Origin of the sequence: [Actinomadura] parvosata subsp. kistnae, assembly GCF_900323885.1 — a bacterium.
Lineage (GTDB): Bacteria > Actinomycetota > Actinomycetes > Streptosporangiales > Streptosporangiaceae > Nonomuraea > Nonomuraea composti.
On record NZ_OOHJ01000018.1, the window covers coordinates 4,207,352 to 4,234,089 of the forward strand.

A 26,738-nucleotide genomic window follows, 5' to 3' on the forward strand; every position below is an offset into this window, starting at 1 on the left:
CATGGGTAACCGGTGTGCGGTCATCGGCGTCGGCCAGACGCACTACACGACCAAGCGCAGGGACGTCTCCATCGCCGGCCTGGTCCGCGAGGCGGCGCTGCGCGCGCTGGAGGACGCCGGGCTGACGTTCAAGGACATTGACGCCGTCGTCATCGGCAAGGCGCCCGACCTGTTCGAGGGCGTCATGATGCCGGAGGCGTACCTCGCCGACGCCCTCGGCGCGGCCGGCAAGCCCATGATGCGGGTGCACACGGCCGGCAGCGTCGGCGGCTCCACGGCGCTCGTCGGCGCCTCGCTCATCCAGGGCGGCGTGCACGAGCGTGTGCTCGTGGTCGCGTTCGAGAAGCAGTCGGAGTCCAACGCCACCTGGGCCCTGTCCACCCACCTGCCGTTCAGCGCGTCGCTGGTGGTCGGCGCGGGCGGCTACTTCGCGCCGCACATCCGCGAGTACATGCGCAGATCCGGCGCTCCCGGACACATCGGCACGCTCGTGGCGGTCAAGGACCGGCTGAACGCGCTCAAGAACCCGTACGCGCACCTCAAGATCCCCGGCATCGACCAGAAGATGGTCGAGTCCACGCCCATGCTCTGGGAGCCCATCCGCTACCTGGAGACCTGCCCGTCCAGCGACGGCGCCTGCGCGATGGTGCTGGCCTCGGAGTCGGCCGCCACCGGCACCCCCGCCTGGGTGCACGGCACCGCCATGCGCTCCGAGCCGATCTTCCGCGCCGGCCGCGACACCGTCAGCCCGCAGGCGGGCAAGGACTGCGCCGCCGACGTCTACCGGCAGGCCGGCATCGCCGACCCGCGCCGGCAGATCGACGTCGCCGAGGTGTACGTGCCGTTCTCCTGGTACGAGCCCATGTGGCTGGAGAACCTCGGGTTCGCGGCGGAAGGTGAGGGCTGGAAGCTCACCGAGTCGGGCGCCACCGCGCTCGACGGCGACACCCCGTGGAACGCCTCCGGCGGGGTGCTGTCGAGCAACCCGATCGGGGCGTCGGGGCTGATCAGGTTCGCCGAGGCCGCGCTGCAGGTGCGCGGCATGGCGGGCGAGCACCAGGTGGACGGCGCCCGGACGGCGCTCGGCCACGCGTACGGCGGGGGAGCCCAGTTCTTCGCGATGTGGATCGTCGGACGGGAGAAGCCCTGATGGAGTTCAACCACGCTGACCTGTTCGAGGGCCTCGCGGACACGATCGGGGACCGGACGGCCGTCGTCTGCGACCACGAGCGGCGCACCTACGCCGAGCTCGACACCGAGGCGAACCGGCTCGCCCACTACCTCCTCGACCTCGGCATCCAGCCCGGCCAGCACGTCGGCCTGCACCTCTACAACAGCGTCGAATACCTCACCGGCATGCTCGCCGCCCTCAAGATCCGGGCCGTGCCGATCAACGTGAACTACCGCTACGTCGAGTCCGAGCTGCTCTACCTCTACCGCGACTCCGACATCCGGGCGCTCGTCTACGACGTCGAGTTCGAGCCGCGCGTGGCCGCCGTCCTGGACGAGGCGCCGCTGCTGGAGCACCTCGTCCACGTCGGCGGGCCGTCGGAGATCGGCAGGGCCGTGCCGTACGCGGCGGCGCTGGAGCGCGGCAAGCCGGAACGGGGCTTCGCGCCGCGCTCCGGCCAGGACGTCTACATCATCTACACCGGCGGCACCACCGGCATGCCCAAGGGCGCCATGTGGCACGTCGAGGACCTGTTCATGGGCTTCGGCGGCGGCAACCCGTACGGCGAGCCGCGCACCACCCCGCAGGAGGTCATCGACGAGGCCGCCAAGGCCAACCCCATGGTGATGCTGGCCGCCTCCCCGCTCATGCACGGGGCCGCGCAGATGGCCACGTTCCTCACCTGGTGGATGGGCTCGACCATCGTGTTCGTGCGCAAGTTCGACGCCGACGCGGTGTGGCGGGCGGTCGGGCGCGAGCGCGCGAACACCATCAGCATCACCGGCGACGCCATGGCCAGGCCGTTGGCCGAAGCCCTGGAGCGCGGCGAGTACGACGTCTCCTCGCTCTTCGTGATCAGCTCCACCGGCGCGATCCTGAGCGGCGCCGTCCGCGACCGCCTCCAGGAGCTGCTGCCGAACGTCATGATCATGGACAGCTTCGGCTCCACCGAGTCCGGCTACACCGCCTCCGGCGTCGCCGGCTCCTCACCCGAGAAGGGCCTGCGCTACCAGCCGAACTCCGTGGTCAAGCTGGCCGTCCTCGACGAGAAGGGCCGCCCCGTCGAGCCCGGCTCCGGCGTGCCCGGCACCGTGGCCAGGTCGGGGCGGGTGGCGTTCGGCTACTACAACGACCCCGCCAAGACCGCCCGCACGTTCGTCACCGACGAGGACGGCACCCGGTGGCTGCTCACCGGCGACCTGGCCACCGTCGACCCCGACGGCACCGTGAACGTCCTCGGCCGCGGCTCCCAGTGCATCAACACCGGCGGCGAGAAGGTCTTCCCGGAGGAGGTCGAGGCGGTGCTCAAGGGGCACCCGGCGGTGTTCGACGCCGTCGTGACCGGGGTGCCCGACGAGCGCTGGGGGAGCAGGGTCGCCGCCGTCGTCGAGCCGCGGCCCGGCGTCGAGGTCACGCCCGCCGAACTGGACGCGCACTGCCGGCAGCTCCTGTCCGGGTACAAGGTGCCGCGCACGTACGCGTTCGTGTCCCAGATGGTGCGCTCGCCGGCCGGCAAGGCCGACTACCGGTGGGCCCGCGAGACCGCCGCACGCGCCGGGCAGCCCGAGAGCTGACGGCGCCGGGGGCCGGGCTGGCGCGGCCCGGCCCCACGTGCGGCCTTGACCCACGCGCGGCCTTGACCCACGTGCGGCGGTGGCTGGGCCCACGATCGGGTGGGGCTAGCCACACTTCCGGCCTGACCAGGGCAAAGCACGCTCCGTCCGGTGAAGAGTGGAGGCACCGAACGAAGCGAGGACAAGTCATGAAATTGCGGGCACCGTGGCCGGCCCGCGCCGCAGCGGGATTCCTCCGATCCTGCGCCGTGGCGGCCGTCAGCATGCTGATCCCGGCCGTGTGGGCCGTCTCCGTCGCCTGGGGCATCCGATGGGGAGCGGCCAACCCGTGGTCGTGGCTCGGGCCGCTCGTGCTGACCTGCGCCGGCACGCTCGCCCTGACCCGCCCCGTCTGCCGGACGTTCCGCTTCCTCGTCGCGAGCTGGACCGGCACCGTCGTCCCCGCCGGCTACCGTCAGGCCGGCCCCGTCACCCAGCTCTCCACCGGCTACTGGTGGAACGGCTTCAGCTACGAGCGCACCCGGCGCGACGCCCTCATGGACCAGAGCCGGCACCTCCGCTGGAAGGACCCCGCCAACTGGCGCGACCTGCGGTTCTGCGCGATCGTCCCATTCACCGCGGGCCTGGTGGCCGCCGTCCCGCCGGTGGCCGCCGCGGCCGCCGTCCTCGCGCTCCTCTCGCCGTCACCCGCCGTCGCTGTCGCGTGCGCGGTCGTGGCCGTCACCACCGCACCGTACGCCTGGCGCCCCGCCGTACCGATCACCATCCGCTTCCTGCGCCCCACCCCCGCGATGGCGCTGGCCGGCCGCGTGGAGGAGCTGACCGCCCAGCGCGCCGACACCACGATCGCGCAGGCCGCCGAGATCCGCCGCATCGAGCGGGACCTGCACGACGGCGCCCAGGCCCGCCTCGTCGCGCTCGGGCTCGCCCTCGCGACCGCGGAGAAGCTCATGGAGACCGACCCGGACCAGGCCAGAGCGCTCCTGCGGGACGCGCGCGCCGGCGCCGCCACCTCGCTCACCGAGCTGCGCGAGCTGGTCCGCGGCATCAGCCCGCCCGTCCTGAACGAACGCGGCCTCGCCGACGCCGTCCGCGCCCTCGCCATGGACAGCCCCCTCGAAACCGTGGTCACCGCCGACCTGCCCCGGCGCCTCGACCCGCCCATCGAGTCCGCCCTGTACTTCGGCATCGCCGAGCTGCTGACCAACGCCGCCAAGCACGCCGCCGCCACCCGCGCCCACGTCTCCATCACCCAGCAGGACACCTCCGTCACCGTGGACGTCGAGGACGACGGCCGCGGCGGCGCCCACGCCTCATCCGGCGGCGGGCTGAGCGGGCTGCGCCGCCGCCTGGCCGCCTTCGACGGCTCCCTGGAGATCACCAGTCCGGACGGCGGGCCGACGCGTGTGAGGATGGTCCTGCCATGCGCATCGTTGTAGCCGAAGACCTCTACCTCCTGCGCGACGGGATGGTCCGCCTCCTCCAGGCGTACGGGCACGAAGTCGTCGCCACTGCCGCCACCGGCCCCGAGACGCTCCAGGCGCTGCTCAAGTGGCGGCCCGACGTCGCGGTCGTCGACGTCCGCATGCCGCCCGGCCAGTCCGACGAAGGGCTGCGCGCCGCGCTGGCCGCTCGCCGCGAAGCGCCCGGCCTGCCCGTCCTGATCCTCTCCCAGCACGTCGAGCAGCTCTACGCCCGCGAGCTGCTCGCCGACGGCGCCGGCGGCATCGGCTACTTCCTCAAGGACAGCGTCTTCGACGCCGACCAGTTCATCGACGCGCTCGAACGCGTCGCCGCCGGCGGCACCGCCATGGACCCCGCCGTCATCGCCAGGCTCCTGTCCAGCGGCACCTCCAACCGGCGCCTGGCCCGGCTCACCGAACGCGAGCACGACGTCCTCGCCCTCATGGCCGAAGGGCTGTCCAACCAGGCCATCGGGCGGCGGCTGTTCCTCAGCGACTCCGCGATCAGCAAGTACACCACCTCGATGTTCGGCAAGCTCGGGCTCATCGACGACGACGACAGCAACCGCCGCGTCCTCGCCGTCCTCACCTACCTCAACAAGGCCCCCGATTGACCATGGTTCATGGCAGGCGGCGCAGTTCCTCCTCGACCGCCTCGGCCTCCTCCGCCCGGCCGATCCGCCCCAGCAACCCGGCCCGCGCGGCGAGCACCTCCCGCAGCAGGCTCCGCTCCGGCCCGGGCGCCTGCTGCGGCAGGCCCCGCTTCGCCCCTGACGCCTCCCGCAGCAGGCTCTGACCTGCCCCCGACACCTCCTTCAACAGGCCCTGCTCCGCTCCCGACAGCTCCCGCAGCAGGTCGGCGGCCACGCGCAGGGCGGCGTCGGCGGCGTCGTCCCTGCCCAGCTCCTGCTGGCAGAAGCCGAGCCGGGCATGCGCCACCGCCCTGCTCAGCCCGTCCCGCGTCACCTGCGTGCTGCGGTGGAAGACGAGCCCCGCCTCCAACGCCCGGCCCGCCTCCATCAGCGCGTCGCCCAGCATGAGCATGGCCCGAGACAGCAGCCCCGCCTGCATCGGGTTCCCCGGCGAGAACCGCTCCAGCGCCGCCACCGCCTCCCGCAACGGCTGGATCGCCTCCCCCGCCTGGTCCCGCATCCGCAACGCCGACGCCAGCGTGAGGCAGGCACCCGCGCGGCTGGTGTGCAGGGCCTGCGCGTTCATGCCGGTGGTCAGCAGCTCGTCGTAGATCGCGATCGCCTCCCGCGCCCGCGCCTCGGCCTCCGCGCCGCCGTCCAGCCGCAGCAACGGCATCAGCTCCGAGCTCTGCGCCAGCGAGTCGGCCAGGATCGCCCGATACGTCAGATCGCCCGGCGCCCGCCTGGCCACCGGAATCAGCCCCTCGACCAGCTCATTCGCCGCGACCAGCGCACCCAGCATCATGTGACACCTGGCCAGCCGCTGCGTGGCCAGCGCATGCTTCACGGTGCCCGGCTCGTGCCCGGTCGTGGCGGTACGTGCGTACTCGACGGCCTCCTGCGGACGACCGGCGGCCAGGAGATCGTCCGCGATCAGAGCGGCCGTCTCGGCGGCGGCCAGCGGCTCCCGCAGCTCGTCGAACAGCCGCAGAGCCTCCACGAGGTGCGCCATCGCCTCCCGCTCCCGCCCGAACGTCCGCAACACCCGCCCTCTGACCTGGACCGCCCGCGCCCGCACCCGCCGCGCCTCACTCCACTGGCCCACCTCCGCCCAGCCGCCCATCTCCTCCCAGCCCGCTTCCCTCGGCTCTCCTTCGCCCGCTTCCCCGAGCTCCCCTTCGCCCGCTTCCCGCCCTTCGCCGTGTTCCCTGTCTCCTGCTGCCCACCCCTCGGCGCGCTCGCCCCCGGCCTCTTCCTCCGTCTCGGCGCGGTCCAGCTCGGCCAGCGACCAGGCGATGGCCTCCAGCGCGGCCTGCGGTCGATCGAGCGCGGCCAGGGTGGAGCCGAGCTGGGCGTAGATGGCGGCGGCGATGCCCGGATCCTCCAGTTCATCGCAGAGATCGGCGGCCCGCTCGCAGTGAGCCAGCGCCTCAACGGCCCGCCCCCGGTCGAGCAGTTCAGCGGCGTACCGGTGCAGGGCTCCGGCGAGCATCCGGCCCTGCCGCCCACCGACCGTGCCGGCAGCCTGGGCTTGCTGCTGGGTGAGCAGGTCGATGGCCTGCTCCAGCGTGGCGAGCCGGTCCTGGACGCCGGGCAGGGCGGACAGCACGGCGAGGGCCGAGGCGAGGGGCTGACGGTAGGCGGGCGAGACGGAGGCGAGGCCCCGGCAGACGCGCACGGCCAGCTCGGTGATCGCGACGGCGCTCGCAGTGTCACCCGCCCGGGCGGCCTCACCGCCGAGCCGCGCCAGGCACCGCACGTACCGTTCGTGTGTCTCCGGCGCGCCGCCGACCGCAACCTCCCGCTCCAGCACCTCAGTGAACGCCGTGAGCGGCCCCACCAGCCCTTCCACCACTCCGGCAGCGGCACCCCTCGCCCCCGCGGCAACCCCCTCGAACCTTGCAGCCACTCCCGCGACCCCGTCTGCACCCGTGAGCCAGGCCAGCTCCTCCAGGACGGTGTCGAGCACCGGCGGACCGGGCAGCGGCCGGAGGCCGAGAATCTCGGCATACAGGGCGATCCCCGCGACCGGCCCTTCCTCCTCCACCCGCATCCGAGCCAGCCGCACCAGCGCCAGCAGGTGCACACCGACGAGATCGTGCGGCACGGCCCCGAGCCGGGCCATCGCCGCGGTCCCGGCCGCCAGCCGGTCCCGGGCGGCGTCACTCTCGTGCAGCTCGGCCAGGCACAACCCCGCCAGCTCCAGGCAAGTGGCGGCAAGCACCCGCTCCTCGCCGCCGGACGGCGAGGGCGGGAAGCCGCCGGACGACGATGGGAGAGGGCCGCCGGACGGCGATGGGAGAGGGTCATCGGACGCGGCCGGGAGAAGGTCGAGCGCCCGCGTGACCGACTGGAGCGCGCCGTCCGGATCCTGCCTGGTGAACCGGATGCCGCCCTGCAGCCGCAGCACGTAAGCCAAAGCCCGGGGAGGCTCGGCGCGTTCGGCCACCAGCCGCTCGTACAGCTCGACCAGCCGGCTCGCGGCGGCCTCCGCCTCGGACGGGCAGGCGGCGTGCGACAGGGCGACGGTCTCCAGGACCATGAGCCGGGCCAGCTCGGTACGGAACTCGTCGCTCGCCCCGGCGTGCGGCTCGTAGGACTCGATGGCCGTGAGCAGGTGCGGGATGGCCTCCTTGTGCCGTCCGAGCCCGACGAGCGAGCGTCCGAGCGCCGCGGCGACCATGCCGACGGCGATCGCGTGCGGCCGTTCGGGTGCGGCGTGCCGTTGCAGCAGCTCGGCCGCCTGCATCGCCAGCACGAACGCGTCCGCGGCCCGCCCCGCGTCCGCCCATGCCCGGGCAAGCGTGGCCTGTGCGGACAGGTACGCATGAATCCGCTCGATCCCCGGCGTGCCGGCGCTCTCGACCGCTTTCCCGCACTCGTCGAGCCGCCGCTCCGCCCGTTCCACCGCCTCCTGAGGCTGGCTCACCGACGGCAACCACGGCTCCTCGGCCGGCCGGTCGGGCCGCCGGGCGGTCTCCAGGCGGCTGCGGGCCTCGTCGCGGTGGGCCAGATACGCCGCGTCCCCGAGAGCCAGCACGTCGTACAGCTCGGCGGCGATCTCCAGCTGCGCCAGACCGTCGGCGGTCCTGCCCAGCTCGTCCAGGCAGAGCCCGAGCAGCCACCGGCCCCTGGCCTGCGTCGCCGTGCCCCGCTCCGCCGCCACGGCCATCGCCTCCTGGAGCGGGGCGAGCGCCTCCTCGGGACGGTCGTCCACCAGCAACAGCTCACCAAGATCGAGAAGCTGCTCGGCGAGGGCGGGGCGGTGCTCGTCGGGATCGAGCGTGACGAGGGCCCGCAGATTCCGTACGGCTTCTGCAGCCGAACGCACGGCGGCATCCGAATCCTCCATACGGGCGTGCAGCCGGCCCAGCACGGCCGCAGCCGACGCCAACATGGCCCGCAACCCCGGCTCCTCAGCCGCCAGCCCCCGCAGCCGCACGACCGCCTCACCAGCCGGAACCCGAGCCTCGGCCGGCCGTCCATGCACCTCCAGCCATGTGGCGGCCAGGTGCAGATGGTGGGCCACGTTCCTGCTGGTGGGCGCGATGCTGCTGACCGCGGACACGGCAGCGACACCCAGACAAGCAGCCAGATCGGGCAGTACCGAGGCAACCTCAACACCCTCGAACGCGGTCATCGGCCCCGGCGACTGCACCGAAGAGGTGCGCGCATCGTCGTGGGCCGGGGGAGAACCCACTCGCCCGCCAGACACGCCCGCCAACGACGACCCACCCGCCGAGGGCAGCGGGCCCGCCCAGGGCGATGCGCCCCCCGGGGGCGATGCACCGGCCAGTGGCGACGCGCCCGCCGAGGGCGGCGCACCGGCCATGCGAGACGCGCCTGCCAAAGACGACGCGCCCGCTAGCGGTGGAGCGCCTGCCGGGGGCGACGCGCCTGCCAGTGGTGGAGCGCCTGCCGGGGGCGATGCACCGGCCAGTGGTGACGTGCCTGCCGTGGGCGGCGCACCGGCCAGGGGCGGCGCACCGGCTGAGGACGACGCACCGGCCAAGCCCGGGGGTCGCCCGAACCGGGCAGCACGGACAGGATCGCCCGCGCATAGGACGCGAACTCGGCGCTCCCGCCCGCCGCCTCGAACGCCTCCACCGCCTCACCCAGCCGCCCCAGCTCCAGCAACGCGCAGGCCACGTTGTAATGCGCCCTCGCAGCGTGCCCGGCGTAGCGGGGATCCTCCTCGGCCAGGATCCGGTACCGGGCCGCCGCCTCCTGCGCGGGCTTGAACGCCCCGCCCGCCTCACCACCGAGCAGCAGGCACGCCCCCAGCCCGAACAACGCCTCAGCCCGCCCGGCCGCCTCCTCGTATGGGGGAGCACCCGCATACGTCTCCACGGCCTCCGCCGCCGCGACAACCGCCTCCCCGGCCCGGCCCACGGCCGCCAGCCCACCCGACAGCCCTGTCAACGCCCTGGCCAGCGCAAGCCGCCCACCGCTGCCCCGCCGATGCTGAACGGCCAGCTCAGCCAGCGTCACCCGCAGCGCCCGACACCCCAGCCCCGCCTCCCGCCCCTCCACCCCATAGGGCCGCACAACCACGTCCAACCGACCTGCCCGGTCGGGCAGCGAGGCTGCGGTCTCGTCGAGTTGCGGGTCGCCCGGGAACAGCAGGAGCGCGGCGCTGAGCGCGTCCCCGAGCCCACTCGCCGGGTGCGACTCGGCCTCCGCGACCAGCTTGCCCATGCGGCTGGCGACCAGCGACCACAGTGCCGCCCTGACCGGCTCCGTGCCCGCCGACAGCCGTAGGACGTCCAGCATGCGTACCAGGTGATGGACCGTGCGGCCCTCGTGGTCGTGCACGGCGAGCACGAGCGCGTCCAGGTCCTCGGTCTCGGCCAGGAACCGCTCGGCCACCGGGCCGGGCCCGAGCGAGGCCGGCCGCCCGCCCGGCGGCTGATCAGGAGAACTGGGGAAGAGCCGCGCCAGCCAGCGGGCCGCGGTGAGGGTGCCGGTGGGGGAGGAGGGCGTGCCGTTCGGGACGCGAAGCTTCGGAACGGCGGTCAGCAGGCCGGGAAGCTCGGCCGGGGTGGGCGCGGTGAGCGTGAGCACCGCCACCGCCTGCCGCGCCGCCACCCCACCCAGAGGCTCGGCACCCTCCGGCCAGACCCGCTCCCACTGGCCCTGCTCACGCGCCAGGAACCGCCCGACCAGCCCCCCACCACCACCCTGCCAACCCGCAACCATCGCACCCGCAGCCGGCCATCCCACCGTCGTGCCCGGAGCGTCGCCCGCAGTCGGCCCGCCCGCCACCTCGCCTGCAGTCGGCTCTCCCACCACTGTGCCCGCCGCGTCGCCCGTGGTCGGCTGCCCTGCCGTTGTGCCCTCAGCGCTGGTCGGTCGGCCCATCGCCGGGCCCGCGGACGTTTCAGGAGCCGTTCCGGCCGGTGAGTCCCCGTCGCACAGCCGCAGGAGCGCGGCCAGGTGGACGTGCAGCGGCAGGCCGTACTCCGGGTCGTCGAGGCGCGGCGGGGTGGGAAGGGCGGCGCGGCTCGGGGCGAACGCCTTCATGGCCGCGAGCGCGTGCTCGGTCCGCTCGGCGAGCGTGAGCGGATGGGCGTTGAGCTGCACGGTCGTCGTGTTGAGCCGCCTGAGCCAGCCGCCCGCCGCCGTGTCCAGCCGCCGCCACCACTCGGCCTCGCCGGGCCCGCGAGCCAGCAGCAGGAGACGTACGCGAGGATTGTGCCCGTGCTTGGCCAGGCGCCGCACCAGCTCACCCACCACCGGCGGCGACGCCTCAGGCCCGTCAATCACGACCAGGGTGGGCCGCAACGCATCGAGCGCCACCACACCGCCGGACGCAGGACCGCCGGGAAGCCCGCCGGCCGCATCACCGCCCAGGAGCCCCCTGGACGCATCGCCGCCCAAAAGCCGCCCGGCCGCATCACCGCCAAAAAGCCCGCCGGACGCAGTGCCGCCCAGAAGCTCGCCGGACGCCTGGCGCGCCGCAAGTTCCCCGGACAAAAGCCTCGTCAACGCGTCCATAGGCAGGAATCCGGCGTCCCATCCAGCCTCGGCCAGTTCCACGCACAACTCGCCCGCGAGCCGTGTCTTCCCCGTCCCGCCGCGCCCGCTCAGCACCGCGATCGACAGCGGGCCGGGCTCGGCGGCCCAGGCGCGCAGTGCGCCCAGTTCCTCCTCCCGCCCCAGGAACGGCACCACCGCGTGCCGCGCCATCAGCAGCGCCCAGTCGGGGCAGTCCTGTGGCAGCCGTTCGCGGGCGGGGACGAGCAGGGCGGGCAGGGCCACCGAACGTTCGCGCTCGGAGACGGTCTCCAGCGGCCCGGGAGGCACCCCTGCCAGCTCGCGGAAGCGCGGGTCGCTGAGTAACGCGGTCACGGGGACGGCGTCGAGGCGGCGCAGCGCGTACCCGCTGGGAGCGGGGGTGGCGACGCCGATGAGCTGGCCGGCGGGCTCGGCGAGCAGTGCGGCGCCCGCCAGACCCTGCCACAGCGAGATGGGCGTCCGGTCGAGCTCGGGTGAGAGCACGCTCACCGTCAGCGTTCTCGACACCAGGCCGGTCGGCGGGTTCACCAGGCCGGACAGCGTCTCAGCGGCCCGCACCCCACCCTGCTCGCCGCCCCGCGCGAAGCCGCGGGCCGCGCAGCGCACGCGGTAGGAGCCGCCGCCCGCCACCCTGGCCCAGCGGTTGTGCTCGATGCCGGGCAGCGCGGCCCAGGCCGCCTCCGCGACCCGCAGCAGCACCGCGCCGGTGCTGCCGCGTCCGCGCCACACCGGCTCGGCGGGCAGCCGGCGGCTGGACCATGAGGGACGTACGTGACAGGGCGAGCCGGTCTCCACCACGCACCCGGCGGTCAGCACGAGGTCGGCGCCGATCGCGTACCCGGAGCCGGTCACACCGACGAGGCCGTCATGACCGGAGAAGACCTCGACGACCCGCTCGGGCCCGAGGCGGTGTGGTGGCGTGTCCATGGGTCCGCTACCTGTCAGCTACGTGTGGAAGAGCCCCCGATCAGCGCCTGATCTCCTCTTCACTATCGCACCCGGGACGGGAAATTTCGCGGCTTGTCAGGCCTTCTCGGTCGTGAGCCAGGCGGCCAGCCCCAGGTACACGACCCCGCTCCCGACATCCAGCCGCCGCCGCGCGCGGGCCGAGCTGCGGACGCGTCCGGCCAGGGCGGAGGCGAGCATCGCGTACGTGCCGTCCGACGCCATGCCGAGCAGCAGCCACACGAGACCGAACACGAGGATCTGGAACCCGATGGGCCCGGCGGCGGGGTTGGTGAACTGGGGCAGGAACGCCAGGAAGAAGATCGCGGTCTTGGGGTTGAGGACGTTCACCACGAAGCCCTCCCAGAACAGCCGCCGCTTCGACTGCACCTTCAGCTCGACGATCTCCTCGCCGCGGCCCTTGTTGAGCAGCTTGCGCAGGCCGAGCCAGAGCAGGTACGCGACGCCCACGTACTTGACGATCGTGAACGCGGTGGCGGAGGCCGCCAGCAGCGCGCTGATGCCGAGCGCGGCGGCGGCGATGTGGACGATGGAGCCGGTGTGGATGCCGAGCACGGAGATCAGGCCGGCCGTGCGACCTTGGGAGACGCTCCTGGTGACGATGTAGAGCACGGCTGGACCGGGCACCACCAGCAGCCCGAGCGTGGCCGCACAGAAGACGGCGAGTGTCGAAATATCCGGCATGTGGCAATCGTAGGACCGCCGTCAAAGGCTTTCCGGGCGCTTCCGGCGGGCGCGGGCGGAAGGTCGTCCGGCGCTTCAAGTGAGCTGTCAGAGGCTTTCGCGTAGGGCCGAGAGCAGGGCCGCGGTGGCCGGCGGGTGGGGCTGCTCGCCGTAGACCGCCGCGTACACGTGCCGCGTGGACCCCGGCACCTCCGCCACCTCGACGTCCGGATGCCGGTGCGCCGCCAGCGCCAGCCCCGGCAGCATGGTCAGCCCCAGCCCGGCCGCCACCAGCGCCTGGACGGCCACGATGTCGTCGCTGGTGAACGCGATGCGCGGCTCGAACCCGGCCTTGTCGCAGATGTCCAGCAGGTGGCTGCGGCACCGGTCGCAGCCGGCGATCCATGAGGAGTCGGCGTGGTCGGTCAGCGCGCCCGGCGTGGTGCTGGACACGAGGTAGCTGGGGTCGTCGAGGAGGTGGACCATGTGGATGCCGGTGTCCTCGGGGGCGGTGTCGTCGTACCGGAAGATGACCGCCACGTCGACCCGCCCGGCCCGCAGCAGCCGCAGCGCCTCGGGCGGCTCGGTCTCCATGAGCTGCAGGTGCAGGCCGGGGTGCGCGCGGGCCAGCAGCCCGACCGCCTTCGGGATGAACGTGCCCAGCGCGGACGGGAACGCCGCCAGCCGCACCCGCCCGGAGCGCAGCCCCACGTGCGCGGCCAGCTCTTCGGCGGTGGCGTCGAGCCGGCCGATGATGTCGGAGGCCCGCTCGGCGAGCAGCCGGCCCGCCTCGGTGAGCCGGATGCCGCGCCCGGCGCGCTGGATGAGCTTGGCCCCGGTCTCGGCTTCCAGCCGGGCCAGGTGGTGGCTGACCGAGGGCTGGGAGTAGTGCAGCTCCTTGGCCGCCGCGGTCAGCGAGCCCTTGCGGGCCACGGCGACGAGCACGCGCAGACGTACGACATCCAGCATCCATCAATCGTATCTATGGGTGGGCCAGAGAACTTCTGTTGGACCTATCGTTCGAAATGCAGGACCGTAAGAGGGGAAGGCAGATTACTGATTTTCCCTGGGGGGATACCATGGATATGGCCACCACCACCATCGCCAGGCCAGGGCTGGAGCCGATCGTCTCGGGCGTCTCCGAGGTCGTCGCCCGCCGCCTCGACGCTCACGAGACCGCGCTCGCCGTCGCCGCCCTGCTCAGGGAACGCCTCCCCGGCCTCGACATCCTCACGCCGCAGGAGCGCGCCGGCTCCCCCGACCGGTACGTCTCCCACCTCCTCCACGCGGAGGAGGACTTCTCGGTCGTCGGCGTCGTCTGGCGTCCCGGCCAGGACACGGTGATCCACGACCACGTGTCGTGGTGCACGTTCGGGATCCTCAGCGGCATCGAGTACGAGACGCTCTACCGCGACATGGGCGACCACCTGGTGGAGATCGGGCGGGCCGAGAACCGTCCGGGCGAGGTCAGCGGCTTCGCGCCGCCCGGGGACATCCACAAGGTCCGCAACACCAGCTCGGAGACGGGCGTGTCCCTGCACATCTACGGGGCCGACGTGAGCAGGCTCGGCAGCAGCGTGCGCCGCGTCTACGACCTGCCGGTCCGATGAGTTCCGAACGCCTCCCCGGTCTGTCCGTACGACAGCCGATCCGAGGGAGCGACCATGGAACCCACCACGGAGCTGGACGCCCGCTTCAGCGCCGAGAACGCCACCGCCACCCCCTGGGGCGAGGCGCGCGAGCAGCTTGAGGGCGCCGAGACGTACTGGCTGAGCACCGTACGCACCGACGGCCGCCCGCACGTCACCCCGCTGATGGCCGTGTGGCAGGACGACGCGCTGCACTTCTGCACGGGAGCGGAGGAACAGAAGGCCAGAAACCTGGAGGCCAACCGCAACTGCGTCCTCACCACAGGCTCCAGTTCCCTGCACCATGGCCTGGACCTGGTTGTGGAGGGCGTGGCCGAGCGCGTCACGGACCCTGGGAGGCTCAAGCGGCTGGCCGATGCCTGGGAGGCCAAGTACACCGCCGAATGGCACTTCGACGTGGGCGACGGGGTGTTCGTGAACGGCTTCGGGGGAGAGGCCCTGGTGTTCGCCGTGGCCCCGGCCAAGGTGCTGGGCTTCCGCAAGGGCGACTACGCCCAGACACGCTGGCGCTTCCGTTAGACGCTTCCACCACCGGACCAGATGCGAAAGAAAAGTTGCGCAACTTTTCTTTCGCATTTAGGGTGGAGACATGTCCTCCGCCGAGCAGACCCACCGCGTCAAGGACCTCGACACGCTCAAAGCCCTGGGCCACCCGCTGCGCATCAAGCTCTACCGCGCGCTCTACTTCGCGGGCACGGCGACCGCCTCACAGCTGGCGGAGAAGGTCGGCGAGGCCGTGTCCCTGGTCAGCTACCACCTGCGCAAGCTGGCCAAGCACGGCATCATCGAGGAGGTCGAAGGAGGCGGTGACGCCAGGGAGCGGTGGTGGCGTCCGGTCATGACCAGCATCTCCACCACCGACGAAGACTTCCGCGACGCCCCCGAGCGCAACGCCGTCCACACCGCCGTCTCACGGCTGTACGCCCGGCAACGCGGCGAGCTGTACGAGAGCTACCTCGACACGAAGGCCACCTGGAGCGACGACTGGCGCGACTCCGCCTTCTCCAGCGAATCCCTGATGCCGCTCAAGCCCGAAGAGCTGCGTTCCCTGCGCGAAGAGCTCGCCGAGGTGGTGCGCGGCTACCGGCTGCGCGCCGAGGCGGCGCGGGCCGCGGGCGACACGGAGGGGCGCGAGAACGTGGCAGTGCAGACCTACGGTTTCCCGTTCCGTACCTGACCCGGCAGGAAGCGAGGGCTCCTCGATGCTGCATCCCGACTTATATCTGTTCGTCGAGCACGTAAGAGCTGATGAACTGCAGGCCAAGGCCACCCGCGACCGCCAGGCCCGCAACTGGATGGCCCGCGACCGGATGGCGCGCGCCCGGAAGGCACCCGGCGACATGGCTTGTGACTGGCCTACCCGCGACCGGCCTACCCGCGACCGGCCTGTCGGCTACCGCTTGGGTTCGCCCATGATGCGCCGGTTGCGTTCCGGGGCTCGGGCGTGGGGGCGGCGCGTCGGCTGGATGCTGGTGGAGGTGGGCCTACGTCTGGTCGCACGTCACGGACCCTGCCGATCGCACGTCTCTGGCTGAGTGCATCGGACGTGACTGGGGCCGCATCAAAGAACGTTCGCCCCGACGAGGCGCGAGTGATGATCTTTATGGTACGTTCGGCGTCGCCGTGCAGTACCGCGCAGTCGAGGAGGTGAGTCCGATCAACGCTGTGACAGGTCGGGGCTCCCTCCTTCGCATGGCCTAGGGAGCGCCCGCGAAGGCATTCCCGAAAGGCTTGAAACGCTGATGCGCTTCACCTCCCAGACGTCGTCGGACGGCGTCACCGAGCAGTTCTTCACCCTCGGCGAGATTCCCGGCGTGTTGTGGACGCCGGAAGACGCTCGCGGGGCTCGTCCCCTGATCCTGCTGGGCCATGGCGGCGGGCAGCACAAGACGGCCCCTGGCAACGTGTCCCGCGCCCGTCGCTACGTCGCCGCTGGTTTCGCGGTCGTCGCGATCGACGCGCCCGCTCATGGCGACCGCCCCAAGGACGAGGGGTTCGACCGGATCGTGGCCGACCTGCGGGCGGGCATGGCGGCCGGTGAGAATCCGGGCGCGCTGGTCGCCGGCATGCACAGCTATCTGGCCGGTCAGGCCGTCGCCGACTGGCAGGCGGTCCTGACCGCGGTCCAGCGTCTCGACCAGGTCGGCGCTGGCCCGGTGGGCTACTGCGGCATGTCGATGGGCTGCGGGCTCGGCATACCGCTCATCGCCGCGGAGCCCCGGATCCGCGCCGCGGTGCTCGGCCTGCTCGGCGTCCAGGGGCTGGCCGAAGTCGCCGCGCGCATCACCGTCCCGGTGCAGTTCCTGCTGCAGTGGGACGACCAGATGGTGCGGCGGGACCAGGGCCTCGCCTTGTTCGACACCCTGGCCTCGGCTCAGAAGACGCTGCACGCCAACCCCGGCAGGCACGGGGATGTGCCGTCGTTCGAAGAGGACAACTCACTGAGGTTCTTCACCCGGCATCTGAGCTGACACGAGATCGCAGTGCCCGGCGCGCTGGTCCGGAAGAGGTGCCCGGGTCGCTGGTCCGGAAGAGATGCCGGGGCGCTGAGCCGGAAGCAGTGCCCGGGGCGCTGGGCCGGAAGCCGTTTCCGGCCCAGCGCTCGGTCCGCACTGTTCGGCCTGGCCGAGCGGGGGCCGGGGCGCGAGAGCTTGGTGACGACGAGGGAAGGCGCTGCCGCGCATCACCCGGCGCGGCGGCGGGCCGGTGGCGACTGGGCGGCGGGCGCAGATGGTGCGGCCGTCGGCCCGCTGGGCCGGAAGCCGTTTCTGGCCCAGTGCTCGGTCCGCACTGTTCGGCCTGGCCGAGCGGGGGACGGGGCGCGAGAGCTTGGTGACGATGAGGGAAGGCGCTGTCGCGCATCACCCGGCGCGGCGGCGGGCCGGTGGCGACTGGGCGGCGGGCGCAGATGGTGCGGCCGTCGGCCCGCTGGGCCGGAAGCCGTTTCTGGCCCAGTGCTCGGTCCGCACTGTTCGGCCTGGCCGAGCGGGGGACGGGGCGCGAGAGCTTGGTGACGATGAGGGAAGGCGCTGTCGCGCATCACCCGGCGCGGCGGCGGGCCGGTGGCGACTGGGCGGCGGGCGCAGATGGTGCTGCCGTCGGCCCGCAGGGCATGGCGGGGGCGAAGATCGCGCATGCGGGGCGTCATCGGCCGAGTTGGTGGTGCATGGCGACCGCGTCTCTGATGGCCCAGTGCTCGACGATCCTGCCGTCCCTCACGCGGATCATGTCGATGCCTCGCACCTCGTAGCTGCGTCCCGTGGCCGTGTGCGTGCCGCGGCTGATGTAGATGTTGGACGACAGCTCGCCGTCCGTCACGTTCCGTTCGACCTCTACCGACACGTCGTGGAAGCCCGTTTCGCCGGACATCGCCCGCTCCCACTTCTGCCGCCACGCCTCCAGGCCGTGGTGGTCGCCCTCCGTGCCGCCCCGGTGGTCGATCACGTCGGGGTCGATCAGGGCCAGCGCCTCGTCCATGCGTCCGGTCGCGAGCATCTGGGGGTAGAGCTCGACGATCCGGCGATGCAGCTCTCCAGCGGTCATGGCCGCGCCTCCATCTCCGTACGACTAAGTGGGGAGCTCCCCACTTACATGGTTGGGCTACTCTAAGTGGGGAGTACCCCACTTAGCAAGGAGAGAGATGCGAGCGGACGCTCAGCGCAACCGTGATCTGCTCGTGGCGGCGGCGGTGCAGGTGTTCGCGGAGCGCGGCACCGACGCCCCGCTCGACGACGTGGCCCGGCGGGCCGGGGTGGGGAACGCCACCATGTACCGGCACTTTCCCACCCGCTCCGACCTCCTGCTCGCCGTCTACGCCGACGAGGTGAGCCAGCTCTGCACGAGCGCCGAGACGTTGCGCGAGGAGTCGGCCTCGCCGCGGGAGGCGCTGCACCAGTGGCTGCGGCTGTTCATGGACCACGTCGCCACCAAACGGGACCTCGCCCTGGCCGACCCGGCCCAGGTCGCCGACTGGCATCGCGCCATGCTGACCGCCGCCTCATCCCTCCTGGCGGACGCCGTCCGCGCCGAAGCCGTACGGGCCGACCTGGACGTACGGGACCTGCTCACCCTGGTCAAGGGCATCACCCTGGCCGCGGAGAACCGGGACCAGGCCGAACGCCTACTGTCACTGGTGAACTGGGAACCGTGACCAGGGCACGCCACCCGCCCGAATCCACGTTCCCGACGTCCGATCCGCCTTCCGGCCCGCCCGACCTGCCTTCCAGGCCGCTTCACCCCCCTTTCCGGGCGCCGATCCACGTTCCGGACGCCTGATCCAGGTTCCCGGTCGCTCGGCCCGCGCTCGGGTCGCTCGGGCCCGTGTTCCGGGTACCCGGTCCGCGTTCCGGTCGCCGATCCACGTTCCGGGTGCCCGGCCCCTGCTCGGGTCGCTGGGCCCACGCTCCGGCGGTCCGGCCCACGTTCCGGGTGCCCGATCCAGGTTCCCCCCGCTTGGCCCGCGTTCGGGTCGCTTGGCCCGCGCTCCGGCCGCCGATCCACGTTCCTGGTGCCCGGCCCGCGTTCCGGGCGTCCGATCGAGGTCCCCGTCGCTTGGGCCCGCGTTCCGGCGGCCCGGCCCGCGCTCCGGTGCCCGATCCACGTTCGGGGTGCCCGATCCAGGTCCTCCGTCGCTTGGTCCGCGCTTCGGTCGCTCGGCCCGCGTTCCGGTGCCCGAGCCACGTTCCGCACGCCCGATCCAGGTTCCGGTTGCTCGGCCCGCGTTCCGGTCGCCCGACCCGCGCTCCAGGTGCCCGATTCAGGTTACGGGTCGCTCCGCCCGCGTTCCGGTCCCCCGATCCACCTTCACGGACGCACCCCGGGTGCCTGATCCGCGTTCCGGACGTCCGGTGCACGTTCCTGGACCCGGGCACCGGCAAGCCCACCGTCGCGCCGTCACCGTCCACCACCTTCACCTCCATGGAGTGGCAATCGGCGGGATCGAGGCTGGTGGCGCCGCTGTTCGTGGCGTTTTCGGCCATCCCCGTGCCGGGCCGGGGCGAGACGTTCGCCCGGCTGTCGTGTCGCAGGTCCTGCCTCTCGAATGCTTGCCGTCACGACTCGAGTAAGCGCCACGGACGAGAGCGGCGGTTCGGTGATGGTGCGGCGATCAGGCGGTCTCGAAGGCGGCGCGGTGGTCGCGGACCCAGGTGGCGAACGTGCGTGGTGCCCGTCCCAGCGCCCGTTCCACATCGTCGGTGAGCCGGGCGTTGCCGCCTTCCGCCACCGTTCTGGCGCCGCTGACGGCGACGTCGGCGAAGGCCGGGTCGACGCCGGCGGCGAGCAGGCGTTCGCGGTAGGCGTCGAGGGGGACGTCCACCGTTTCCAGGGGACGTCCGAGCACCTGGCCCACTGTCCGCACCATGTCGGGCAGGCTGAGCAGTTCCGGCCCGGTGAGCGTCAGGATCTCTCCCGCGTGCTCGCCGGACGTCAGTGCGCGCACCGCGACCTCCGCCACGTCCCGGGGGTCGATGACGCCCTGCTTGCCGTCGCCGGTCATGTTCGGGATGGGTCCGTTGCCGAGGAAGGGCCAGCGCAGGGCGTTGGAGGCGAAGCTGGAGGGGCGCAGTATCGTCCACTCCAGGTCGCTGTCCCGCAGGGCGCGTTCCCCGGGCAGGTGCCAGTCGCCGACCTCGGCGCCGGCCCGCTCGCCGGTGCCGATGGCCGACACCTTCACCACCCGCCGCACGTCCCGGGCCGCGGTCAGCATGGCCTCGTCGTGGCGGGGCATCCACGGCCCCGGAGCGCTGAGCAGGAAAAGGGTCTCGGCGCCGCGCGCCGCCTCCGCCAGGGAGTCCGGGTCGTCGAAGTCTCCTCGTACGTACTCGACGCCGGCCCGCGCGGGCACCTCCGGCGGCTTCCGCGTCATCGCGCGCACCCGCTCACCCCCGGCGGCCAGCAACCGGACCACCTCACTGCCGATCGTGCCCGTGGCACCCGTGATCAGAATCATGTGGTTCAGCGTGGCAGCGGGCCCACCTGCGCCTATAGGAACTTCCGGCACCATTTGTACGGTAGGGGCATGAGCACCGAGGCCCCCATCGACGTACCGGAGCGGCTGCGGGCGCTGGTCAGCCAGGTGACCGTGCTGAGGAGCGGCGACCGGCGGCCCCTCGTACGCGTCCCGGACCCGGACACCTCGCTCCTCTACCGCAGGACCGCCGCCGGGCACGCCGACCTCCTTGTGGCCGGCCCGCGCACCCGCGCCACGTACCACGTGGGCAAGGACATCCCCCTCTGCATCAGGATCCGGCTGCGCCCCGGAGCGGCGCGGCCGCTGTTCGGGGTGGCGGTCGGCGAACTGGTCGACCGCGTCGTCCTCCTGGAGGAGCTTTGGGACGACGCCCCGCCCGCCCCCACCGGCGGCCCCGCCCGCATCCTCCGACACCTCGAAACCGCCCTGCTGCGCAGGCTCGCCGCCCGGTCCTCGTCGGAGGTGGCGCGGGGCGAGCTGGTACGCGCGGCGGCCGAGGCCCTGGAGGGCCGCCCCGGACGGCGGCGCGAGCCCCTGCCCGCCCTCGCCAGGCGGCTGGCGGTGAGCGAGCGTCACCTGCGGGACGTGTTCGCCGACGGGGTCGGGCTGCCGCCCAAACGGTTCGAGCGCATCGGGCGGGTACGGTCGGTGCTCGCCCAGGGACGCCGGGCGCCGTGGGGTCAGCTCGCGGCGGCGGCCGGCTACTACGACCAGTCCCACATGACGGCCGAGTTCCGCGACCTGATGGGCGTGACTCCCGGCGCCTTCTTCGCCGGCCGCCTGCCCACACTCGAAGCCTGCTGAACAGACCGGGCCCTGGGCGGCGTGCCCACGGTGACCGGCCAGGATGGTGTACGCCCGCCGCCCGCTTCCTGGCCTCCGACTACATCGCGGCGATCCACGAGGCGGGCCTGCGGATCGTGAGCTGTCACGAGCCCCGCTGCGGCAAGGTGCCCGGCGGCCACGGCGGCCCCCTCGCCCAGGAGCGCTGCCCGGAGGCGGCGGCCGCGGCCTACGAGGACACCCCCGCCCTGATCATCCGGCATCTGCGGCGACCGAAGGAGCCCGTTCCGAGCCGAGCCGCCGCAGCTCCGGCGCCGCCCAGGTGACGGCGACGACGGTGACCGTGGTGAGCAGCCCGCCCGCGCAGATGACCACGCGGTGGTCGAGGACGGCGGTGGCGGCGCCGTGCAGCAGGTTCGCGAGGTGCGGGCCGCCGAACAGCACCACGGTGAGCGATCCCTGGACCCGGCCGCGCAGGGCGTCAGGGGTGTGGGCCTGGGTGATGGCGTTCCGGAACGTGCTGAGGACGAAGTTGAGCGCACCCCCGAGCACCAGCGCCACCAGGGCGAGCCAGAGCCGCCCGGCCAGCCCGAGGAGCACGACGGTCAGCCCCCACGCGGCGGCGGCTCCCGCCATGAGGACGCCGTGGCGGCGGGCACGCGTGAACGTCCCCGACAGCAGCCCCGCCGCGAACACCCCGGCCGGATAGGCGGCGTAGAGCAGGCCCAGCTCGGGGCCGCCGCCGGCCGTTCCGCCGAAGGTGTGCTGGGCGAGCTCGGGGAACAGGGCGGCCGGCATGCCGAACACCATCGCCGCCAGGTCCACCAGCAGCACCGCCACCAGCAGCCGGCTGCCCGCCAGGTACCGGAGACCGGCGGTCCGCCTCGCGGGGCCGGGCGCGGGCGGCAGCGGCGGCAGCTTGACGACCGCCCACACGACGGTCAGCAGCGCGAGGGCGTCACACAGGTACAGCGTGCCGAGCCCGGTCACCGGGATCAGTACCCCGGCCAGCACCGGCCCGGCGATGGAGCCGGCGTACCGGGTGAGGGAGCTGAGGCTGTTCGCGGCGGGCAGCAGCTCGGCCGGGACAAGCCGGGGCACCGCGGCGCCCATCGTCGTCATGATCGCCCCGAGCGACAGGCCCTGGCAGGCGACCAGCACCAGCAGCAGGGGCACGGAGCCCGGGCCCAGGACGGCCAGCGCCCACAACGCCACGTACGTCACCGCGAGGCCGCAGTGCGCCACCAGCAACACCACCCGCCGGTCCCGCACGTCGGCCACGGCGCCGGCCCCAGCGACGCCACGACCAGCGCCACGAACGACACCGCCCCGCCACGCCCACCACCACCGACGACCCGCTCACCGTGAACAACTGCGCCGGCACGGCCACCCCGCCGAACGAACCCCCACCGCCCCCACCACCGAGGCCACCCACAGCCGCCGGAAGGCGGGGATCGCGAGCGGACGCCGATCGACGACGTAGACCCCGAGCGACCCCCTCACAGCCGGCTCCCCTCTCGTGAGCCGCTCGCACGACGACGTCGGTTCGGTGAGAGGTTCGCGCTTGGGTGTCCGTCCGGTGAGAGGTTTGCGCTTCGGCGTTCGCCTGGCGAGACGTCCGCACTTCGGCGTCGGTCCGGTGAGAGGTTCGCGTTTGGGCGTCGGTCCGGCGAGACGTTCGCACTTCGGCGTTCGCCTGGCGAGACGTCCGCACTTCGGCGTCGGTCCGGTGAGAGGTTCGCGCTTCGGCGTCCGCTCGACGAGAGGTACGCGGTTCGGCGTCCGTCCCGTGAGACGTTCGCACGCCGACACGTGTGCGGCGGCGAAATGCTCACGACCCGCCCCCCGCACCCGGCGTCGTCTCCAGGCTCACCACATCGGCGACCACGCACGCCACGTTGTCCGGCGCCCCGGCCGCATACGCCCGCGCGACCAGCTCGTCCAGCACCTCCTGCGGAGCGCCGGGCCCGGCCAGCACCTCACGCAGCGCGTCGGCCGGCACGACGGCCGACAGCCCGTCGGAGCACAGCATGTACCGGTCCCCGGCCGCCGCGTCGTGCAGCGCCAGTTGCGGCCGGGCGCCGCCCGTTCCGGTCAGCGCCCGCGCGAGCAGCGCCCGCCGCGGGTGCGAGGCCGCCTCCTCCGCCGTCAGCCGCCCTTCGTCCACCAGCGCCTGTACGTACGTGTGGTCGTGGGTGATCTGGAACAGCTCCCCATCACGTACGAGGTACGCCCGCGTGTCGCCGATGTGCACCAGCGCCAGCCGCGACCCCGACCACAGCAGCGCCGTCAACGTGGTGACCGCCTCGCCCGACGGCGCCGACGCGGCGATCTCCTTGAGTGCCCGGTCGGCGTCACCGACCGCGTCCGCGAGGGCGCCGAGCAGGTCGTCGGCGGGGACGGTCATGGTCTCCAGCGCTTTGAGCGCCTCGACGGCCGCCGCGCTGGCCAGGTCGCCGCTCGACCCGCGTACCCCGTCGGCCACGGCGAGCAGGCGCGGCCCGGCGTAGGCGGTGTCCTCGTTGCTCGTGCGGCCGAGCCCCGATTCCGACCGGGCGGCGTACCGGATCCCCAGCAGGCTCGCCGTCTCCTCCACCGTGCTGCCCCTTCCCGACAGGTAGTCGACCAGGAACGTCGCCAGCTCCTCCCGCGCGGCGGTCTCGGCCAGCACCTGCTCCCAGTACGCGGCGATCTCGCCTGCCGCCGCGCCCGCCGGCAGGTCGCAGACCCGCCGGATCCGCGCCAGCGGCATGCCGAGCCGCCGCAGCCAGGCGATCAGCCGCGCCCGTTCCAGCTGGTCGGGGTCGTAGAGCCGGTACCCGGACTCGCCGTCCACGACGGCGGGCCGCAGCAGCCCGAGCTCGTCGTAGAGCCGCAACGCCTTGGGCGACAACCGCGCCGCCCGCGCGAACGCCCCGATCGTCAGCAGCCCCACCGCTCCTCCTCGCCCCGGCCGCCCCACCCGGCCGCCCCACCCCGTACGGCCAGTACGGACGATGGTGCGGCTTCACCCAGGGGAAAGGTCAACATCCGACCCGGCAAGTGACGTACGTCACTGTCACAGGATCCGGCCGGCCGGCATCTCCATGTGCGTCAAGAGGCCGCGCCCACGAAGGCGCGGCCCTCGAGCCCACCCGTGAGGACGCTGCCATGGAACCCCGTTTCGACATGTCCGCCAACGCGCTCGGCGCCAAGATCAGCAAGCGGCTCTACAACGTCAGCCTGGCCATCGAGCAGTCACCGCTGCCCAAGGCCACCCAGAACCTGGTGATGTTGCGCGCCAGCCAGATCAACGGCTGCGGTTTCTGCGTCGACTTCCACACCAAGGAGGCCACGGCCGCCGGCGAGAGCGCCGTCCGGCAGAACCTGGTGGCGGCCTGGCGCGAGACCACCGTGTTCACGGACGCGGAGCGGGCGGCGCTGGCCCTCACGGAGGAGGGCACCCGCCTCGCCGACACCCACCAGGGCGTCTCCGACGAGACGTGGGCACAGGTCCGCAAGCACTACGACGATGACCAGATCGCCGCACTGGTGTCGCTGGTCGCTGTGATCAACGCGGCCAACCGGATGAACGTGATCGTCCGCAACCGGGGCGGCTCGTACAAGCCCGGCATGTTCAACAGCATGTCGAGCTGAGCGCAGAGGCCACGCCCGGCGCGGGAGCGCGAGCATCCGAGGCCGGGCGTGAGACGGCCTGTGTCTGCGGAAAGGGTGCGAGCAGAGGCGATTGTCCGCTCATCCTCGACGGAGTGACGCCTATGATTGCCGCCTGGATGCTGGAAGGTGGGCTGTGCTGATCCGCTTCGAGGTGGCGAACTACCGCTCGATGCTCGACCCCGTCGAGCTGTCGATGGTGGCGATCGACCGGGACCGCCCCGAGGCGCGCCTGGTGCCCAACCTGGGCGAGAGCCTGCTGCCGGTCGCGGCCGTCTTCGGGCCGAACGCCTCCGGCAAGTCCAACTTCATCGCCGCCGTCACCTGGCTCCGCATGGCTGTTCGCGAGTCCCTGCGCATGTGGGACGACGAGATCCCGGTCGAGCCGTTCGCGTTCAGCGCCGGTCAGGGGCGCCCGTCCGAGTTCATCGTCGATGCCGTCATCTCCGGCGTGCGCTACGCATACGTGGTCGAGCTCGATCGCCAGGCGGTGCGTTACGAGGCGCTGTTCCACTACCCGGAGAAGAAACGGCGGCGGATCTTCGAACGCGAAGGAAGCCAGTTCAAGCTTCAGCGCGGCCTGGGCAACCTGTCCGGCACCCGCAAACTCCTGACCCCTCGCACGCTGGCCCTGTCGATCGCCCGGCGATTCGACGAGCCCGTCGTGTCCGGCTTCGTGGACTACCTCCTCGCCGCACAGACCCTGGGCCTGCCCACGCCCCACCCGCACCACCGTACGGCGTGCTCGACCATGCGCTGGTTCGAAAGAGGACCGGGCGGTGACCAGTTGTCCCTGTCCGACCTGGAGGAGGACCGCTCCTTCGAGGCGGATCGCGCCCAAGCCCTGGCGCTGCTCAGGCTCGCAGATCTGGGCATCGACGACGTGCTGATCGACCAGTGCGAGGTAGCCCACTCCGACGGCCCGCGAACGCAACGCAGGATCCGGCTCGTGCACCAGACGGCACATGAGAAGGCGCCCCTCGACTTCGCTGCGGAGTCGGCGGGAACGCGTACCTGGTTCCACCTCATCGGCCCGGTGCTGGCGGCGCTCAAGGCCGGCTCACTGCTGCTGTTCGACGAACTGGACGCGAGCCTGCACCCCACGCTCTGTGTGCAGCTGCTCCGCCTGTTCCAGGACCCCGCCATGAACCCGAAGGGCGCACAATTGGTCTTCACCTCGCACGACACGAGCCTGCTCAACAACCTCAATAGGGACGAGGTCTGGCTGACGGAGAAGGCCGAGGACGGCGTGACGCAGCTCGGAGCCCTGGCGGAGTTCGCCGGCGAGCGGGTGCGCAGGTCGCAGAACCTGGAGAAGGCCTACCTGCACGGACGTTTCGGCGCACTGCCCATTGTCGACCACACCGAGGTTCTGCGAGCTCTCCGGCCGATCGGTTGATCGAGGTGGCGCAACAGTGGAGAGGCGGTAGTGGTGCTGCTGACGCGGCTTGATGTTCCGCATCCTCCGGACGACTGGTCAGCCGCTCTTCCCGTGGTCCGTCACCTTGAGACGCATGGGCTGGTCTTCACCGAGCAGGTGACCTTTCTGGTAGGTGAGAACGGATCAGGAAAGTCCACTTTGATAGAGGCGATCGCCGACGTGTGCGGCATCAACTCGGAGGGCGGTAAGGCAGGTACCAAGTACGCGTCGACCGGGATGCCGTTGCCACTCGGGGAGGCGGCTGAGGTCGAACTCACCGCGCTGGGGATCGAGCTTCTGCGCGGCCCCCGGCGCAGACGACGGGGGTTCTTCTTCCGCGCCGAGACACTTTTCAATCTGGGCCGGAACGTGTCCGGGCTGCCCGGGTTCTGGGACGACGACCTTACGGCGCAGTCTCACGGCGAAGGGTTCTTCACCGTTCTCGACCGGATGGTGTCCGGGCCGGGGCTTTACCTGATGGACGAGCCGGAGGCGGCGCTGTCGTTTCGCTCCTGCCTTCGCCTGCTCTATCTCATGCATCGGGTCGCGCGTGAGGGCGGCCAGATCATCTGCGCGACACACTCGCCGATCCTGGCCAGCCTGCCGGGAGCGCAGATCGTCGAACTGGGTGAGAACGGCATTCAGAACGCCACTTGGGAAGATCTTCAGCTGGTGGATGATTGGCGGCGCTTTCTCGCCAAGCCGGGTTCTTATCTGCGGTATGTGCTGGAGAGCGACTGATCGTGACATGGCGTCTGGGGTGGGGGATCGGAC

General features: G+C 72.3%; 21 protein-coding genes. 13 read left to right on the plus strand and 8 right to left on the minus strand.

What is annotated here, in order from left to right:
* Position 1 precedes the first annotated feature (1 nt).
* From KIS93_RS39965 to KIS93_RS39980, 4 genes are all read left to right on the plus strand, one after another.
* The gene (locus KIS93_RS39965; protein WP_080042785.1) at positions 2-1,150 is read left to right on the plus strand and encodes a thiolase domain-containing protein; all 1,149 of its coding nucleotides are present in this window, start codon (positions 2-4) and stop codon (positions 1,148-1,150) included.
* Complete coding sequence (locus KIS93_RS39970; protein ID WP_080042784.1) at positions 1,150-2,745, plus strand: acyl-CoA synthetase; 1,596 nt, start codon at positions 1,150-1,152, stop codon at positions 2,743-2,745. The genes KIS93_RS39965 and KIS93_RS39970 overlap by 1 nt, the downstream gene beginning before the upstream one ends.
* Positions 2,746-2,933: 188 nt before the next feature.
* Positions 2,934-4,184 (plus strand): sensor histidine kinase, encoded by a 1,251-nt coding sequence (locus tag KIS93_RS39975; protein WP_080042783.1) that lies wholly within the window; start codon positions 2,934-2,936, stop codon positions 4,182-4,184.
* Positions 4,169-4,822 carry a response regulator transcription factor gene (locus KIS93_RS39980; RefSeq protein ID WP_080042782.1) on the plus strand — a complete coding sequence of 218 codons (654 nt, stop codon included), beginning with the start codon at positions 4,169-4,171 and terminating at the stop codon, positions 4,820-4,822. The genes KIS93_RS39975 and KIS93_RS39980 overlap by 16 nt, the downstream gene beginning before the upstream one ends.
* 7 nt (positions 4,823-4,829) lie before the next feature.
* On the opposite strand, the gene KIS93_RS39985 is transcribed toward KIS93_RS39980, so the two are convergent.
* The 4 genes from KIS93_RS39985 to KIS93_RS40000 form a co-directional block, all read right to left on the minus strand.
* Positions 4,830-8,408, minus strand: coding sequence for a hypothetical protein (locus KIS93_RS39985; protein WP_186404665.1), 3,579 nt, complete (start codon positions 8,406-8,408; stop codon positions 4,830-4,832).
* A 296-nt stretch (positions 8,409-8,704) separates the two neighbouring features.
* A complete protein-coding gene (locus tag KIS93_RS39990; protein WP_186404666.1) occupies positions 8,705-11,785 on the minus strand; it encodes a tetratricopeptide repeat protein in 3,081 nt (1,026 codons plus the stop codon).
* Between the two features lie 96 nt (positions 11,786-11,881).
* The gene (locus KIS93_RS39995) at positions 11,882-12,508 is read right to left on the minus strand and encodes a LysE family translocator (RefSeq protein ID WP_080042780.1); all 627 of its coding nucleotides are present in this window, start codon (positions 12,506-12,508) and stop codon (positions 11,882-11,884) included.
* 87 nt (positions 12,509-12,595) lie between these two features.
* A complete protein-coding gene (locus tag KIS93_RS40000; protein WP_080042779.1) occupies positions 12,596-13,456 on the minus strand; it encodes a LysR family transcriptional regulator in 861 nt (286 codons plus the stop codon).
* A 116-nt stretch (positions 13,457-13,572) separates the two neighbouring features.
* Between KIS93_RS40000 and KIS93_RS40005 the strand changes: the two genes are divergently transcribed.
* The 4 genes from KIS93_RS40005 (at position 13,573) to KIS93_RS40020 (ending at position 16,607) form a co-directional block, all read left to right on the plus strand.
* Positions 13,573-14,097 carry a cysteine dioxygenase family protein gene (locus KIS93_RS40005; protein ID WP_230465573.1) on the plus strand — a complete coding sequence of 175 codons (525 nt, stop codon included), beginning with the start codon at positions 13,573-13,575 and terminating at the stop codon, positions 14,095-14,097.
* A gap of 54 nt (positions 14,098-14,151) precedes the next feature.
* Positions 14,152-14,655, plus strand: a complete 504-nt coding sequence (locus tag KIS93_RS40010) for a pyridoxamine 5'-phosphate oxidase family protein (protein ID WP_080042777.1) — start codon at positions 14,152-14,154, stop codon at positions 14,653-14,655.
* A 70-nt stretch (positions 14,656-14,725) separates the two neighbouring features.
* Complete coding sequence (locus tag KIS93_RS40015) at positions 14,726-15,313, plus strand: ArsR/SmtB family transcription factor (protein ID WP_080042776.1); 588 nt, start codon at positions 14,726-14,728, stop codon at positions 15,311-15,313.
* Positions 15,314-15,878: 565 nt separating this feature from the next.
* Positions 15,879-16,607: a dienelactone hydrolase family protein gene (locus tag KIS93_RS40020; protein WP_080042775.1), complete on the plus strand. Its 729-nt coding sequence runs from the start codon at positions 15,879-15,881 to the stop codon at positions 16,605-16,607.
* Positions 16,608-17,280: 673 nt separating this feature from the next.
* On the opposite strand, the gene KIS93_RS40025 is transcribed toward KIS93_RS40020, so the two are convergent.
* The gene (locus tag KIS93_RS40025) at positions 17,281-17,679 is read right to left on the minus strand and encodes an ester cyclase (protein WP_080042774.1); all 399 of its coding nucleotides are present in this window, start codon (positions 17,677-17,679) and stop codon (positions 17,281-17,283) included.
* A 97-nt stretch (positions 17,680-17,776) separates the two neighbouring features.
* Between KIS93_RS40025 and KIS93_RS40030 the strand changes: the two genes are divergently transcribed.
* Positions 17,777-18,286, plus strand: a complete 510-nt coding sequence (locus tag KIS93_RS40030) for a TetR/AcrR family transcriptional regulator (protein WP_080042773.1) — start codon at positions 17,777-17,779, stop codon at positions 18,284-18,286.
* 957 nt (positions 18,287-19,243) lie between these two features.
* Here the strand turns inward: KIS93_RS40030 and KIS93_RS40035 are convergent.
* The gene (locus KIS93_RS40035) at positions 19,244-20,086 is read right to left on the minus strand and encodes an SDR family oxidoreductase (RefSeq protein WP_080042772.1); all 843 of its coding nucleotides are present in this window, start codon (positions 20,084-20,086) and stop codon (positions 19,244-19,246) included.
* A gap of 69 nt (positions 20,087-20,155) precedes the next feature.
* Here KIS93_RS40035 and KIS93_RS40040 point away from each other — a divergent pair, with 69 nt between their 5' ends.
* Positions 20,156-20,911, plus strand: coding sequence for a helix-turn-helix domain-containing protein (locus KIS93_RS40040; RefSeq protein ID WP_080042771.1), 756 nt, complete (start codon positions 20,156-20,158; stop codon positions 20,909-20,911).
* Positions 20,912-21,142: 231 nt separating this feature from the next.
* Here KIS93_RS40040 and KIS93_RS40045 read toward each other — a convergent pair whose 3' ends face one another.
* Together KIS93_RS40045 and KIS93_RS40050 are read right to left on the minus strand one after the other, a co-directional pair.
* Positions 21,143-22,171, minus strand: a complete 1,029-nt coding sequence (locus KIS93_RS40045) for an MFS transporter (RefSeq protein WP_186404667.1) — start codon at positions 22,169-22,171, stop codon at positions 21,143-21,145.
* 550 nt (positions 22,172-22,721) lie between these two features.
* Positions 22,722-23,825 carry a MerR family transcriptional regulator gene (locus tag KIS93_RS40050; RefSeq protein ID WP_080042769.1) on the minus strand — a complete coding sequence of 368 codons (1,104 nt, stop codon included), beginning with the start codon at positions 23,823-23,825 and terminating at the stop codon, positions 22,722-22,724.
* Between the two features lie 215 nt (positions 23,826-24,040).
* Between KIS93_RS40050 and KIS93_RS40055 the strand changes: the two genes are divergently transcribed.
* From KIS93_RS40055 to KIS93_RS40065, 3 genes are all read left to right on the plus strand, one after another.
* Positions 24,041-24,526, plus strand: coding sequence for a carboxymuconolactone decarboxylase family protein (locus KIS93_RS40055; RefSeq protein ID WP_080042768.1), 486 nt, complete (start codon positions 24,041-24,043; stop codon positions 24,524-24,526).
* A 154-nt stretch (positions 24,527-24,680) separates the two neighbouring features.
* On the plus strand, positions 24,681-25,943 hold the full coding sequence (locus tag KIS93_RS40060) for an AAA family ATPase (RefSeq protein ID WP_080042767.1): 1,263 nt from the start codon (positions 24,681-24,683) through the stop codon (positions 25,941-25,943).
* Positions 25,944-25,973: 30 nt separating this feature from the next.
* Positions 25,974-26,705 (plus strand): AAA family ATPase, encoded by a 732-nt coding sequence (locus tag KIS93_RS40065; RefSeq protein WP_155128515.1) that lies wholly within the window; start codon positions 25,974-25,976, stop codon positions 26,703-26,705.
* The last annotated feature ends 33 nt before the right edge of the window (positions 26,706-26,738 follow it).